This window comes from Caulobacter sp. GW821-FHT10F06 (assembly GCF_058809215.1).
Genome location: NZ_JBXASK010000006.1, coordinates 343,152 through 356,213 on the forward strand (window position 1 = coordinate 343,152; position 13,062 = coordinate 356,213).

General features: G+C 68.4%; 16 protein-coding genes. 11 read left to right on the top strand and 5 right to left on the bottom strand.

What is annotated here, in order from left to right:
- The first annotated feature begins 7 nt into the window (after positions 1–7).
- From AC1RUS_RS15790 to AC1RUS_RS15810, 5 genes are all read left to right on the top strand, one after another.
- Entirely contained in the window at positions 8–598 is a 591-nt protein-coding gene (locus AC1RUS_RS15790) for a DUF1285 domain-containing protein (protein ID WP_492917529.1), read from the top strand.
- On the top strand, positions 595–1,245 hold the full coding sequence (locus tag AC1RUS_RS15795; protein ID WP_492917530.1) for a CoA pyrophosphatase: 651 nt from the start codon (positions 595–597) through the stop codon (positions 1,243–1,245). The genes AC1RUS_RS15790 and AC1RUS_RS15795 overlap by 4 nt, the downstream gene beginning before the upstream one ends.
- 82 nt (positions 1,246–1,327) lie before the next feature.
- On the top strand, positions 1,328–2,581 hold the full coding sequence (locus AC1RUS_RS15800; protein ID WP_492917531.1) for a CCA tRNA nucleotidyltransferase: 1,254 nt from the start codon (positions 1,328–1,330) through the stop codon (positions 2,579–2,581).
- Positions 2,581–3,282, top strand: coding sequence for a type 1 glutamine amidotransferase (locus AC1RUS_RS15805; RefSeq protein WP_492917532.1), 702 nt, complete (start codon positions 2,581–2,583; stop codon positions 3,280–3,282). The genes AC1RUS_RS15800 and AC1RUS_RS15805 overlap by 1 nt, the downstream gene beginning before the upstream one ends.
- Positions 3,283–3,316: 34 nt before the next feature.
- Positions 3,317–3,958: an Isoquinoline 1-oxidoreductase subunit gene (locus AC1RUS_RS15810; protein ID WP_492917533.1), complete on the top strand. Its 642-nt coding sequence runs from the start codon at positions 3,317–3,319 to the stop codon at positions 3,956–3,958.
- Between the two features lie 105 nt (positions 3,959–4,063).
- Here AC1RUS_RS15810 and hemF read toward each other — a convergent pair whose 3' ends face one another.
- Positions 4,064–4,936 carry an oxygen-dependent coproporphyrinogen oxidase gene (gene hemF / locus AC1RUS_RS15815; protein WP_492917534.1) on the bottom strand — a complete coding sequence of 291 codons (873 nt, stop codon included), beginning with the start codon at positions 4,934–4,936 and terminating at the stop codon, positions 4,064–4,066.
- A 74-nt stretch (positions 4,937–5,010) separates the two neighbouring features.
- Entirely contained in the window at positions 5,011–5,490 is a 480-nt protein-coding gene (locus AC1RUS_RS15820) for a tRNA (cytidine(34)-2'-O)-methyltransferase (protein WP_492917583.1), read from the bottom strand.
- Positions 5,491–5,694: 204 nt separating this feature from the next.
- Here AC1RUS_RS15820 and petA point away from each other — a divergent pair, with 204 nt between their 5' ends.
- The 3 genes from petA to AC1RUS_RS15835 are packed head-to-tail and all read left to right on the top strand — an operon-like array spanning position 5,695 to position 8,410.
- A complete protein-coding gene (gene petA, locus AC1RUS_RS15825; RefSeq protein WP_492917535.1) occupies positions 5,695–6,246 on the top strand; it encodes a ubiquinol-cytochrome c reductase iron-sulfur subunit in 552 nt (183 codons plus the stop codon).
- Between the two features lie 5 nt (positions 6,247–6,251).
- Positions 6,252–7,550 carry a cytochrome b gene (locus AC1RUS_RS15830; RefSeq protein WP_492917536.1) on the top strand — a complete coding sequence of 433 codons (1,299 nt, stop codon included), beginning with the start codon at positions 6,252–6,254 and terminating at the stop codon, positions 7,548–7,550.
- Between the two features lie 5 nt (positions 7,551–7,555).
- Entirely contained in the window at positions 7,556–8,410 is an 855-nt protein-coding gene (locus AC1RUS_RS15835) for a cytochrome c1 (protein WP_492917537.1), read from the top strand.
- A gap of 189 nt (positions 8,411–8,599) precedes the next feature.
- On the opposite strand, the gene AC1RUS_RS15840 is transcribed toward AC1RUS_RS15835, so the two are convergent.
- Complete coding sequence (locus AC1RUS_RS15840) at positions 8,600–9,367, bottom strand: hypothetical protein (protein WP_492917538.1); 768 nt, start codon at positions 9,365–9,367, stop codon at positions 8,600–8,602.
- Between the two features lie 63 nt (positions 9,368–9,430).
- On the opposite strand from AC1RUS_RS15840, the gene AC1RUS_RS15845 reads away from it, so the two are divergent.
- From AC1RUS_RS15845 to AC1RUS_RS15855, 3 genes are read left to right on the top strand one after another with little or no spacing between them, the layout of a single operon-like run.
- The gene (locus tag AC1RUS_RS15845) at positions 9,431–10,303 is read left to right on the top strand and encodes an S-methyl-5'-thioadenosine phosphorylase (protein WP_492917539.1); all 873 of its coding nucleotides are present in this window, start codon (positions 9,431–9,433) and stop codon (positions 10,301–10,303) included.
- Positions 10,304–10,315: 12 nt separating this feature from the next.
- Positions 10,316–11,011, top strand: a complete 696-nt coding sequence (locus tag AC1RUS_RS15850; RefSeq protein WP_492917540.1) for a TMEM175 family protein — start codon at positions 10,316–10,318, stop codon at positions 11,009–11,011.
- Between the two features lie 52 nt (positions 11,012–11,063).
- Positions 11,064–11,639, top strand: coding sequence for a DUF1579 domain-containing protein (locus tag AC1RUS_RS15855; protein ID WP_492917541.1), 576 nt, complete (start codon positions 11,064–11,066; stop codon positions 11,637–11,639).
- Between the two features lie 3 nt (positions 11,640–11,642).
- Here the strand turns inward: AC1RUS_RS15855 and AC1RUS_RS15860 are convergent, their stop codons facing one another.
- Positions 11,643–12,320, bottom strand: coding sequence for a dienelactone hydrolase family protein (locus tag AC1RUS_RS15860; protein WP_492917542.1), 678 nt, complete (start codon positions 12,318–12,320; stop codon positions 11,643–11,645).
- Positions 12,320–13,000 carry a dienelactone hydrolase family protein gene (locus AC1RUS_RS15865; protein WP_492917543.1) on the bottom strand — a complete coding sequence of 227 codons (681 nt, stop codon included), beginning with the start codon at positions 12,998–13,000 and terminating at the stop codon, positions 12,320–12,322. Before AC1RUS_RS15865 ends, AC1RUS_RS15860 begins: the two co-directional genes overlap by 1 nt.
- Between the last annotated feature and the right edge of the window lie 62 nt (positions 13,001–13,062).

Sequence of the window (13,062 nt, forward strand, 5' to 3'; positions counted from 1 at the left end):
AAAAGCCATGACCGCCGATGCTCCCCCAAGCGACGCTGGCAAGGCCGGACTGGACGGCGTCGCCCAAGCGGCCAAGGCCGCCGGCGCGCGCGGCCTGCCGCCGGTTTGGCTGTGGCATCCCGAGCATTGCGGCGAGATCGACATCCGCATCCGCAAGGACGGGGTGTGGTTCCACGAGGGCACGCCAATTGGCCGTGAGGCGTTGGTGCGGCTGTTCTCGACCGTGCTGCGGCTGGACCTAGACGGTTATCACCTGGTCACGCCCGTCGAGAAGATGAAGATCACGGTCGAGGACGCGCCCTTCATCGCCGTGCGCGTCGACCAGGAGGGCGAGACCCTGCGCTTCACGACCAATGTCGGCGACGTGGTCGAGGCGGGGCCCGAGAACATCATCCGTGTCGAGACCGATCCGGCCACCGGCGAACCGCGGCCCTATCTGCACGTGCGGCGGGGCCTGGAGGCGCTTATCGCCCGGCCGGTGTTCTATGAGCTGGCCGAGATGGCCCAGCCGCGCGACACCGCCGACGGCAGCGTGTTCGGCGTCGGCTCGAACGGCGCCTGGTTCCCGATCGCTCCGGCCGGCGCGGTTTCGGCATGACGCCGCAGGAACGCCGGGACTGGATCACCGGCCGCCTGGATCCGATCCATCTCTACGACCCCAGCCTGGCCGACCCGGTGCGGTCGGACTTCGATCTCAATCCCGGCCTGCGGATGGACAACCCCCACGCCCTGCGGCCCGCCGCCGTGCTGGTGGGGCTGATCGAGCATCCCGACGGCCTGACCGTGCTGCTGACCCGGCGTTCGGACACCCTGCGCAGCCACACCGGCCAGATCGCCTTTCCGGGCGGCCGCTGCGATCCGGGCGAGACGCCCTGGCAGACGGCCCTGCGCGAGGCGCAGGAAGAGGTGGGGCTGGACCCGAAGTTCGTGACCCTGGCCGGCCTGCTGCACGGCTACCAGACGGTGACCGGCTTTCATGTCACGCCGGTGGTCGGGTTCATCGATCCCGCCGCCGAATTCGTCGCCAGTCCCGAGGAGGTCGCCGACGTCTTCGAGACGCCGTTCGAGTTCCTGATGAACCCGGTCAACCACCAGCGCCAGCACCGCGAGACGCCCAGCGGAGAGCGGCGGAATTTCTACGCCATGCCGTGGAACGACCGCTTCATCTGGGGCGCGACGGCGGGGATGTTGCGGGCTCTCTACGAGCGCTTGCACGAAGAAACTGGTGACAACCCCCAGGCCTAGGGCGTTTGCCGGCTGGCGAAGGCCTATCTACCTGTCCTAAATACGCCCCTCGCTCTGGGGGGGCGCGTCGCGGAGTGACGTTTTGAGCAGTGAATCGATCGGCGTGGCGCCCTGGATGGCGCTGCCGGAGACGCGGGCGGTGATCGCGGCCCTCGAGGAGCGCGGCTTCGTCGGGTGCGCTCGCTTCGTCGGCGGTTGCGTGCGCAACACCCTGATGGGCAAGCCGATCGACGACATCGACATCGCCACCACCCTGACCCCCGACCAGGTGATCGACGCCCTGGCTCATGCCGGACTGCGGGCCATACCCACCGGCGTCGACCACGGCACCGTCACCGCCATCTCGAACGGCCGGCCCTACGAGATCACCACCCTGCGGCGAGACGTCTCCACCGACGGCCGCCGGGCGGTGGTGGCCTTCAGCCAGGACTGGGGCCAGGACGCCGAGCGCCGCGATTTCCGCTTCAACGCCCTCTATGTCGATCCCGAGGGCCGGCTGTACGACCCGACCGGCGAAGGGGTGAACGACGCTCGCGAGGGCCGGGTGGTGTTCGTCGGCGATCCGATGACCCGGATCCGCGAGGACTATCTGCGCATCCTGCGCTTCTTCCGGTTCCACGCCTGGTACGGCAAGGGCGACGCCGACCAGAAGGCCCTGGCCGCCTGCAAGGCGCTGAAGGGCATGGTCTCGGGCCGCGCCGCCGAGCGCACCCAGAAGGAGCTGATGAAGCTTCTGGCGTCCGACGATCCGCGTCCGGCCCTGCGGCTGATGGCGGCCACCGGCGTGCTGGGCTCGATCCTGCCGTTCGTCAAATCCCTGGCCCGCTTCGACAGCCTGCTGGCCATCGAGACCGAGCAGTTGTTCGAGAACGATCCCGAACTGCGCCTGGCCTCGCTGATCCCCGACGATCCCAAGACCGCCGAACAGATGGCCGAGCGGCTGCGCCTGCCCAACAACACCCGCGACCGTCTGGTCGACGCGGTGGGCAAGAACCCGCGCATCGTCAGCTGGATGAGCCCGCGCGAGGCCCGTCGGGCGATCTACGCTCTGGGCGTGCGCACCTTCTGCGACCGCATCAAGCTGGCCTGGGCCGGATCGGGCCGTCCGGTCACCGCTCCGCAATGGCGCGGCCTGCTGGCCATGGCCGAGACCTGGACCCCGCCGCCGTTCCCCCTGAGCGGCGAGGAGGTCATGAAGGCCGGCGTGTCCAAGGGGCCCCTGGTGGGGGAAGTGATGCGCGAGATCGAGATCTGGTGGATTGACCAGGACTTCATTGAGGACAAGTTCAGCGCCATCGAGCGGCTGAAGGCCGTGGCCCAGGGCATGGTCTACTGATGCGGATCGGGCTGCTGGAGACCGGCGAGCCGCCGAGCGAACTGCAGCCGGCCTTTGGGCGCTATGGCGGCATGTTCCAGACCCTGCTGGGGCCGGATCATACCTACACGACCTACGACGTCCAGGCCGGCCAGCTGCCGGCCGCGCCGGGCGAGCAGGACGCCTGGCTGATCACCGGCTCGTCGGCCGGGGTCTATGACGACCTGTCCTGGATCGAACCGCTGTCGGACTTCCTGCGCGCCGCCAAGGGCGAGGTTCCGCTGGTCGGGGTGTGTTTCGGCCACCAGATCATGGCCCAGGCCTTCGGCGGCCAGGTGGTCAAGTCCGAGCGCGGTTGGGGCGTGGGCCTGCACCGCTACGCCATCGAGCAGCCGCAGGCCTGGACCGACGCGCCCAGCGTCGCCATCCCGGCCTCGCACCAGGACCAGGTGGTCGCTCTGCCGCCCGGCGCCACCGTGGTCGGCGGCAGCGCCTTCACGCCGTTCGGCATGCTGAGCTACGATGGCCAGTCGGCGATCTCGATGCAGTTCCACCCGGAATTCGATCCGGCCTACGCCGCCGCGCTGATCGAGGCCCGGCGCGGGACGCGCTACACCGATCCCCAGGCCGACGCCGCGATCGCGACCTTGCAGGCGCCCAACGACCGCGCGCGGGTCGGCGGCTGGATCGCCGCGTTCCTGGAGCAGGCAACCGCGAGGTAGCTTGAGCGTTCCGGTCTCCGAGGGAGACCTGCCCATGCGCCCCGCCACCATCGTCATCGTTCTTGGCCTCGCCCTGGCGGGCGGCGCCGTCACCGCCAGCGTCAACGCCGCCCCCGAAGCCGCCAAGCCCGCGCCGGCGCCACTGAAGGCCGCCGCGACCTTCACCTCGATCAAGGACCCGGCCGCCCGGTCGGTCGCCCTGTTCGCCGAGGCCGGCAAGGTGATCCAGAGCCCGCGCTGCCTGAACTGCCATCCGGTGGAACGTCGTCCGACCCAGGGCGACGACCTGCATCCGCACAATCCGCCGATGTCGGCCGGCCAGAGCGGCCACGGCGTGCCGGGCCTGCCGTGCCTGTCGTGCCACGGCGTCGCCAACGTCCCGACCTGGAGCGACAGCATCCGCTCGATCCCCGGCGATCCGAAATGGGCGCTGGCCCCGGTCGAGATGGCCTGGCAGGGCAAGTCGCTGGGCGCGATCTGCGCCCAGATCAAGGACCCAGCCCGCAATGGCGGCCGCTCCCTGGAAGAGATTCACCACCACATGGCCGAGGATCACCTGGTCGGCTGGGCCTGGAACCCTGGCGAGGGCCGCAAGCCGGCCCCCGGCACGCAGGCGCAGTTCGGCGAGCTGATCCGGGCGTGGGTGGATACCGGGGCGAAGTGTCCGAAGGCCTAAATTGCTGTCACCCCGGCCGGAGCGCAGCGAAGAGCCGGGACCACGGCAAGCGCGGTGTTTCTTGCGGTCCCGGATCGTCCCTTCGGGCCGTCCGGAATGACAAGTTTACGGCCACTTCACCGTCGGCGGCATCGAGCTAAGGATCGACTCGACGTTGCCGCCGGTCTTCAGTCCGAACATCGTGCCGCGGTCGTAGAGCAGGTTGAACTCCACATACCGCCCGCGCTGCACCAGCTGTTGTTCGCGCTCGTCGGCGGTCCAGGCCTCGCCCATCCGGCGGCGGACCAGCTCCGGATAGATTTCCAGGAACGCCTTGCCGACGTCTTGCGTGAAGGCGAAGTCGCGGGCCCAGTCGCCGCTGTCGTGGTGGTCGTAGAAGATGCCGCCGATGCCGCGCGGCTCGTTGCGGTGGGGCAGGAAGAAGTACTCGTCGCACCAGGCCTTGTATTTGGCGTGCCAGGTCGGGTCGTGGGCGTCGCAGGCGCGCTGGTAGGCAGCGTGGAAGTCGACGGCGTCGGGGAAGTCCTGCTGGCGCTGATAGCCGAGCAGGGGCGTCAGGTCGCCGCCGCCCCCGAACCAGCTCTTCGTCGTGGCGATGAAGCGGGTGTTCATGTGCACGGCCGGCACGCGCGGATTGGTCATGTGGGCGATCAGGCTGATCCCCGTGGCGAAGAACCGGGGGTCTTCGTCGGCGCCCGGCATGCCCTTGGCCATTTCCGGCGTGAAGGTTCCGAACACCGTCGAGCAGTGCACGCCGACCTTTTCGAACAGGCGCCCGTGCATCACCGACATCACGCCGCCGCCGCCGGCCGCGCGATCCCACGGCTTGCGGGCAAAGCGGCCGGCCTCGCCGGGATAGAGATCGGCCGGGGCCTCGTCCTCCAGGCGCTCGAACTCCGCGCAGATCTGGTCGCGCAGGGTTTCGAACCAGGCTCGGGCGGCCGCCTTCTTGTCGTCGAGGGTCGAGATCGTGCTCATGGGAGCCGATTAAGCCCTAGGCGCGGCCGGCGCAAATCGGGGAAGGCGCATAAGGGATTTTGCGGAGGCGTCCGTCAGGGCGCGGACTTGGGTTCCCAAGTCGGGAAACTGTCCGTCTGCCGCAGCGCCTCGCCCATCGCCATGGCCACCGTCGTGGCCAGGTTCATCGACCGGGCCTCGGGCCGCAAGGGAATCACCAGCCGGCCCTGGGCCGCCGCGTGGACCTCCTCGGGCGCGCCCCGGCTTTCGTTGCCGAACAGCAGGGTGTCGCCGGACTGAAACTCGAATTGGTGAAAGGGCGTGGCGCCTTTCGTCGTGAACAGCAGCAGCCGGCCCTCGACCCGTTCGGGCGCGGCGAGGAAGGCCTCCCACGAAACGTGCCGTTTCATGTGCGCCAAGGGCCCATAATCGAGCGCCGCGCGCTTCAAGCTCTTGTCGTCCAAGGGAAAGCTGCAAGGCTCGATAACGTCGAGACCGGCGCCGAAACACGCGGCTAAACGGATCGCGGCGCCGACGTTTTGCGGAATGCCTGGTTGAAAAAGTGCGACACGCATTCTAAGCGAACCAACCACAGGGCTAGCAGGGACATTACTGCGAATCGAAAGGGCTTGCGGACTTGCGCCGCGCGTCCGATAGGACGATCCGACCGCTGCCTTGTGGCGGAGATCCGCTTGCGGGTCGAGAAAGATACGGCGCCGCAAGGCGCTTCTCCTGGCCGGCCGGTTTCTCGGCGCGGCGGAATCGAAGGGTGACTTAAGGTGGCCGACACCGCCGTGGGCGCAACGACCGAGCCGGAACATGGGGCTGACCCCAGCCGGCGCGACTTCATTTACATCGCGACGATCGCCGCCGCCGCCGGCGCTGGCGCGTCGCTGGTGTGGCCGTTCGTCGATCAGATGAACCCGTCAGCCGATACGCTGGCCCTGGCCTCGATCGAGTTCGACCTGACCAAGGTCGTCGAGGGCCAGCAGGTCACGCTGAAATGGCGCGGCAAGCCTCTGTTCGTCCGCAACCGCACCAAGGCGGAAATCGCCGCGGCGGTGAAGGACGACGGCGCGTCGATGAAGGATCCCCAGAAGGACGCCGACCGGGTGAAGCCCGGCAAGGCCAACTGGCTGGTGCTGATCGGCAGCTGTACGCACCTGGGCTGCGTGCCCACGTTCGGCGGCGGCGACTACGGCGGCTGGTTCTGCCCGTGCCACGGCTCGGTGTACGACACCTCCGGCCGTATTCGTAAGGGCCCGGCGCCCCTGAACCTCGCGGTTCCGGAGTACGCCTTCCTCTCCGACACCAAGGTCAAGATCGGCTAAGCGAGATGAGCGGACATTCGACCTATGAACCCAAGACCGGTATCGAGCGCTGGCTCGACGCCCGTCTTCCGATCGTGCGCCTCGGCTATGACAGCTTCGTCGATTACCCGACGCCGCGGAACCTGAACTACTGGTGGACCTTCGGCGGCATCCTGTCGCTCTGCCTGGCCAGCCAACTGATCACCGGCATCATCCTGGTGATGCACTACACGCCGAGCGCGGACCACGCCTTCGCCTCCGTCGAGCACATCATGCGCGACGTGAACTACGGCTGGCTGATCCGCTACATGCACGCCAACGGGGCGTCGATGTTCTTCATCGCCGTCTACATCCACATGTTCCGCGGTCTCTACTACGGGTCCTACAAGGCGCCCCGCGAAGTGCTGTGGATCCTGGGCTGCGTGATCTACCTGCTGATGATGGCCACCGCCTTCATGGGCTACGTGCTGCCCTGGGGTCAGATGTCCTTCCACGGCGCCGTCGTGATCACCAACCTGTTCGGCGCCCTGCCGATCGTGGGCCCGGCGATCACCACCTGGCTGTGGGGCGGCTTCGCCGTCGACAACGCCACGCTGAACCGCTTCTTCTCGCTGCACTACCTGCTGCCCTTCATGATCGCGGGCGTCGTGATCCTGCACATCTGGGCCCTGCACGTGGTCGGCCAGAACAACCCGACCGGCGTTGACCCGAAGTCGAAGGCCGACACCCTTCCCTTCACGCCGTACGCGACGGTGAAGGACGGCTTCGCGATGAGCGTGTTCCTGATCCTCTTCGCGATCTTCGTGTTCTATCTGCCGAACGCCCTGGGCCACTCGGACAACTACATCCCGGCCAACCCGCTGGTGACGCCGTCGCACATCGTTCCGGAATGGTATTTCCTGCCGTTCTACGCGATCCTGCGCGCCGTTCCGGACAAGCTGTTCGGCGTGCTGGCCATGTTCGGCGCCATCGCCTGCCTGTTCGCCCTGCCGTGGCTGGACACCTCCAAGGTGCGCTCGATGCGCTACCGCCCGACCGCGAAGGTCTACTTCCTGTTCTTCGTGGTGGCGTGCTGCGTCCTGGGCCTCTGCGGCGCCAAGCTGCCGAGCGATCCGGTCATCCCGCACCTGACCACGTTCACGCTGATCGACTCCGACCTCAACAGCTTCGTCTGGCTGTCGCGCGTCGCGGCGCTGTACTACTTCGCCTTCTTCCTGGTGATCCTCCCGATCCTGGGCCTGAAGGAAACGCCTCTGCCCGTGCCGGACTCGATCGCCTCTCCGGCGCTCTCGCACCCGGCCGCCGCGCCTGCTGAGAAGGGCTGATCCAGATGCTGCGCAAACTCTCCATCATCGCAGCCGTCGCGGGTCTGATGACGGCTGGTCTGGCCGCTCCGGCCCTAGCCAGCGGTCACAAGGAAGAACCCAAGGACGTCCACTGGTCGTTCGAAGGCCCCTTCGGCAAGTTCGACCAGGCCCAGCTGCAACGCGGCTACAAGGTCTATCGGGAGGTCTGCTCGGCCTGCCACTCGATGAGCCTGGTGTCGTTCCGCAACCTCGGCGACAAGGGCGGCCCGTTCTATAACGAGAAGTACAAGAACTCGAACGACAACCCGTGGGTCAAGGCGATCGCCAAGGACTACGAGGTCGCCGACATCGACTCCGAGACCGGCGACGCGATCAAGCGTCCGGCCACCAGCGCCGACCGCTTCCCCGCGCCGTTCCCGAACGAGCCGGCCGCTCGCGCCAGCAACGGCGGCGCCCTGCCGCCGGACATGTCGCTGCTGGCCAAGGCCCGCGAAGGCGGCCCGGCCTACATCTACTCGATCGTGACCGGCTACGAGCCGGCTCCGAAGGGTCTGAAGGTCGGCCCCGGCCAGCACTACAACCCCTACATGGCCGGTGATCTCACCTCGGCCTGGTCGGGCGACCACGAGCACGTTCCGCCGGGTGGCTTCATCGCCATGAACCCGCCGCTGAAGGCTGGTCTGGTCAGCTTCGACGACGGCACCAAGTCGACCCTGGACCAACAGGCCAAGGACGTCTCGGCCTTCCTGATGTGGGCCGCCGAGCCCAAGCTGGAAGAGCGCAAGAAGATGGGCTTCGCCGTCATCCTCTATCTGCTGATGTTCAGCGGCCTTCTGTACGCCAGCTACCGCAAGGTCTGGAAGAACGAGTCGCACTGATCCTAGGGATCGGACGAAAGATCGGGGCCCGGCGGAAACGCCGGGCCTTTTTCTTTGCCTGCTCGGGTGTGAGCGTCGTTCCCCTGTCATCCGGAACAAGCGCGTAACGCGCAGATCCGGGACCGCTGCGAACCGCCGGTGCCTGCTGTGGTCCTAGGTCGGCGCTTCACTCCGCCCGGGATGAAGGCGTTACGGCGTCCTGGCCGCCGGCGTCAGCCACAGCCGGCCCGCCGCAGCGTCCAGCCGCAGCCGGTAGGCCGACAGCACCTGAACACCCAGCGCCCCGACCACGCCGTCGGGCAGATCGCCGGCCTTCACCGCCGGCAGGTCCTGGCGCAGCACGCCGTCGAGCGACAGGGCCCGCAACCGTCCGGCCGGCTTCTGGCGCGGAGCGTCGGCCGGGCCTCGTGCGCGCACGCCGCCGTTCGAGGCGGTGTCGATGGCGAAGGGACCGGCCAGGGCTCTGCCGTCGCCGGCGGCGGCCGCCAGCACCGTGGGCACGCCTTGGACCAGGGTCACCGCCAGCGACCGCCCCTTAGGCGCGCGTGACGCGCCGGGGTCGTCCAGCCGCAGCCGGCAGGAGGGGGCGAAGTCGATCGTCACCACATAGCGGTCCAGGATGTCGGCGCCGATCACCCCGGCGATCGGCGCGACGAAGCCGACGCCGCGATAATCGAGGTCCTTGACCACCACCGGCGCGCTGGCCACCCGCTGGCCGGCCAACCGCACCGGCAGGGCCAGGTCGGTCTCGGCGTAGCCGCTCATCTGGGCCTTGGTCTCGTGCAGCAGGGTCTGGGGCGCCGACAGGTCGATCACATAGTCGCCGGCCATGTCGGCGATGGCGGCCGGCGCGACGACGGCGCCGTTCTCGAACCAGCAGGCGGTCTCGCCGGCGCGCGCCGATCCGGTCGCCGCCAGCGACAGGAACGCGATCAGGACTGACGAGCGGCGGCGCATGGGGCGATCCTAGCCAAGCCTTTTGCGTCCGGCGATAAGCGTCAGCATGTTGGAGGGGCGACGATGACGAATTGGGCGATCGGGATCATCGGCGGCTCGGGCCTGTACGACATGCCCGGCCTGGAGAATCGCCGCCGCGTCGCAGTCGAGAGCAGCTTCGGCGCACCGTCCGACGAGATCGTCATCGGCCGGTTGGCGGGTGTCCGCGTGGCCTTCCTGCCCCGCCACGGCCGCGAGCACCGCCTGTCGCCCACCGAGGTCAATCCCCGGGCCAATATCGATGCGCTCAAGCGGTTGGGCTGCACCGACATCCTGGCCCTGTCGGCGGTCGGCTCATTGAGGGAGGACCTGCCGCCGGGCGCCTTCGTGGTGATCGATCAGTATGTCGACCGCACCTTCGCGCGGGCAAAAAGTTTCTTCGGCAAGGGCGTGGTGGCCCACGTCTCAATGGCCCAGCCGGTCTGCTCTCGGCTGTCCGCCATGGCGGTCGCCGCGGCCAAGGCGGCTGGCGCGTCGGTGGTCGCGGGCGGGACCTATCTGGCCATGGAGGGCCCGCAGTTCTCGACCGCCGCCGAGAGCCGGCTCTACCGCTCGTGGGGCTGCGACGTGATCGGCATGACCGGCATGCCGGAGGCAAAGCTGGCCCGCGAGGCCGAGCTGCCCTACGCCAGCGTCTGCATGGTCACCGACTACGACGCCTGGCGCGAGGGCGAGGCCGGCGTCGAGGTCGCCGACGTGCTGGCGGTGATGAAGTCCAACGCCGATCGCGCCCGGGCCCTGATCGCCGCCTTCGTCGCGGCCCTGCCGGCGAAGCGGGAGCCGAGCCCTATCGACACTGGCCTGGACGGCGCCATCATCACCCCCAGGAGCGCCTGGGACCCGGCCGCCGTCGCGCGGCTCTCGGCCGTGGCGGGACGGGTCTTGGGGCGAGGCTGAAGGGGGCGAGGCATGGCTGACGATCAGGACCACGAGCACGAGGCCGCCAAGCGCCTGGACGCTTTCGTCGACGCCGCCTTCGCCTTCGCGGTGACCCTGCTGGTGATCGCTGGCGCGGAGGGGCCGCCCAGTCTGGCGGCCTTGGGAACGGCCATGGGCCGCATCCCGGCCTCGCTGGGCGCCTTCGTGCTGATCGCCATGTTCTGGCTGGCCTATCGCGACTTTGGCCGGCTGGCCCCGCGCCGCGACACGGTCTCCAGCCTCAACGGCCTGGCCATCGTCTTCGTGGTGTTGGTCTATGTGTTCCCGCTGCGCATGTTGGTGGAGTCGGGCTTCGTCTGGATCTCGGGCGGCCGGCTGCCTGGGGAGATCATCATCCACACCCTGGACGATCTGCGCCTGCTGTTCCGGGTCTACGGCCTGGGCTTCCTGCTGCTGGCCGGCCTGTTCGTCAGCCTCTACGCCCACGCCGCGCGGTCGCCCCAGCGCCTGGGCCTCAGCGCCGAGGACGCGGTGGTGGCGAGCGGCGTCGCCCAGATCTGGATCATCGTGGCCGGCGGCGGGCTGCTCTCGGTGCTGCTGACCTATGCGCCGATCGGCTTCGCGCCTTGGCTGCCCGGAATGGCCTACTGGGCGATCCCGATCGGCCTGGGCGTGCGCGGCTTCATCATAGGTCGGGCGGCGCGCAAGATCGCTCGAATGGATTGACATCAAGAACTTTGAATAACAAAGTGAAGGCGTCTCATGCAAGGAGCCGCCCATGTTTCGTCATTTCGCAGGCCTCACGGTCGCCGCCGCCCTCTCGCTGTCCGCCCCGGCCTTCGCCCAGATGCCGCCCGATCAAGCCCCGCGTCTGGCGGCGCAGAAGCTGGCCATGGAGAAGCTGTCCTGGATGGATGGCGTCTGGCGTGGCTCGGCCTGGACCCTGACCCCCAGCGGCAAGCACGAGATCACCCAGGCCGAGCGCATCGGTCCGCTGCTGGACGGCACGGTGAAGGTGATGGAAGGGCGCGGCTACAACGCCGACGGCTCGACCGGTTTCAACGCTCTGGGCGTGCTCTCGTATGAGCCGTCGACCTACGCCTACACGCTGCATTCCTACGCCATGAGCCAGAAGGGTGACTTCAAGCTCACGCTCACCTCGGACGGCTATGTCTGGGACATTCCGGCCGGGCCGATGACCATCCGCTATACCGCCGTCGTCAAGGACGGGGTCTGGCGCGAGATCGGCGAGCGGATCATGGACGGCCGCCCGCCGGTCCAGTTCTTCGAGATGAACCTGACCCGGGTCGGCGACAGCGCCTGGCCGACGGCCGGGGCGATCCCGCCGAAATAGCCTTCAGGCCTCGCCCTTGTTTCCGCCGCCGCGCTGGAACAGCTGCAGGGTGCGCAGCATGGCCAGCTTGGCGCTGTCGGCGTGATAGCCGCTGGGGGCCACGAAGGCGTGGCCGGCGTCGTAGACATAGACCGGCAGGTCCGGATGGGCCTCGCGGATCGCCTCGACGTCGACCAGCGGGATCAGGCCGTCGGTCTTGCCGAAGTGCAGGGCCGTCGGCGCCTTCGGGGTCTCGCCGACATACTGGAGGATGTCGCCGCCATAGAAGCATGACACCGCCGACAGGCCCTCGCAGCGCGCCGAGGCCAGCCAGGCGGTCGTGCCGCCATAGCAGAAGCCCATGGCGAACACCGGCCCTTGCAGGGCGTCGATGCAGGCCTGGACGCGAGGCAGGGCGCTGACGCCCCAGCCGGTGGCCTCGCCCATGCTCATGCGCTGATCCAGGATCGCCGGCTCGGTGTTGGCTTCGGGAAACGGCGCGTCGACGGCGTCGAACAGGGCCGGCGCGATCACCTCGTAGCCTTGCTCGGCGAGGGTGTCGGAGAGCTCGCGGATGTGAGGCGTCACGCCCCAGATGGCGTGCAGGATCACCAGGCCGCCGCGCCGCGCCTCCTGGTTCGGCGCGTGCCAGGCGCTGAACGGCGCGCCGTCCCGCGTGGCCAGGGCGATCTTGTCGCCCATCAGGCCGCGCCGTTGGCTTGGAACAGGGCCAGGGTCCGCTCGCGCGACAGCTTGGCGTCTTCGAGGTCGGAATCCGGCCGGCCGTCATTGTTGAAGCCGTGGCCGCTGTTTTCGTAGATGTAGACGGGCACTTCCGGGTGGGCGGCCTCGACGGCGGCCTTCACCTCGTCGGCGGGGATGTGGCCGTCCTTGCGGCCCAGGTGGACGATCACCGGGCACGATAGGCTGAACTTGGCCATCTGGCCCACCTGGCTGCCGTAATAGCTGGAGCCGGCCGACAGGCCCGTCAGCCGCGAGGCGGCCAGCCAGGTCATGCTGCCGCCGTAGCAGTAGCCGGTCATGAACACCGGGCCGCGCGCGCCCAGGAAGTCGATGCAGGCCTGCAGGTCGCCCATGGCGTTGTCGGGGCCGTTGGCCATGGCGTACTTCACGCCGGCCGCGAAGCCGTCCGGATCATGCAGGGCGGTGAAGCCCTTCTCCTGGCGGTCGAACATCGACGGGGCCAGCACCTCGAAGCCCAGCGCCGCCCAGCGGGCGACGTCTTCCTGGACGTACTGGTCGATGCCGAAAATCTCCTGGATCACGATCACCCCGCCCTTGCGTTGGCCTTCCGGCTGGGCGTGCAGGGCGGTGAACTGGAAGCCGTCGTGGGCGGCGGTCAGGGTGATGATCTCGGACATCTGGGCTCTCTTCTCTCTGCGGCGGCGGATCGAAGACTCTCTATCCGAGCAGGTCAAGCCGT

Coding starts and splice junctions, on each gene's coding strand:
- AC1RUS_RS15790 (WP_492917529.1), top strand. CDS start 8: ATGACCGCCGATGCTCCCCCAAGCGACGCTGGCAAGGCCGGACTGGAC.
- AC1RUS_RS15795 (WP_492917530.1), top strand. CDS start 595: ATGACGCCGCAGGAACGCCGGGACTGGATCACCGGCCGCCTGGATCCG.
- AC1RUS_RS15805 (WP_492917532.1), top strand. CDS start 2,581: ATGCGGATCGGGCTGCTGGAGACCGGCGAGCCGCCGAGCGAACTGCAG.
- AC1RUS_RS15810 (WP_492917533.1), top strand. CDS start 3,317: ATGCGCCCCGCCACCATCGTCATCGTTCTTGGCCTCGCCCTGGCGGGC.
- hemF (WP_492917534.1), bottom strand. CDS start 4,936: ATGAGCACGATCTCGACCCTCGACGACAAGAAGGCGGCCGCCCGAGCC.
- AC1RUS_RS15820 (WP_492917583.1), bottom strand. CDS start 5,490: ATGCGTGTCGCACTTTTTCAACCAGGCATTCCGCAAAACGTCGGCGCC.
- AC1RUS_RS15830 (WP_492917536.1), top strand. CDS start 6,252: ATGAGCGGACATTCGACCTATGAACCCAAGACCGGTATCGAGCGCTGG.
- AC1RUS_RS15835 (WP_492917537.1), top strand. CDS start 7,556: ATGCTGCGCAAACTCTCCATCATCGCAGCCGTCGCGGGTCTGATGACG.
- AC1RUS_RS15840 (WP_492917538.1), bottom strand. CDS start 9,367: ATGCGCCGCCGCTCGTCAGTCCTGATCGCGTTCCTGTCGCTGGCGGCG.
- AC1RUS_RS15845 (WP_492917539.1), top strand. CDS start 9,431: ATGACGAATTGGGCGATCGGGATCATCGGCGGCTCGGGCCTGTACGAC.
- AC1RUS_RS15850 (WP_492917540.1), top strand. CDS start 10,316: ATGGCTGACGATCAGGACCACGAGCACGAGGCCGCCAAGCGCCTGGAC.
- AC1RUS_RS15855 (WP_492917541.1), top strand. CDS start 11,064: ATGTTTCGTCATTTCGCAGGCCTCACGGTCGCCGCCGCCCTCTCGCTG.
- AC1RUS_RS15860 (WP_492917542.1), bottom strand. CDS start 12,320: ATGGGCGACAAGATCGCCCTGGCCACGCGGGACGGCGCGCCGTTCAGC.
- AC1RUS_RS15865 (WP_492917543.1), bottom strand. CDS start 13,000: ATGTCCGAGATCATCACCCTGACCGCCGCCCACGACGGCTTCCAGTTC.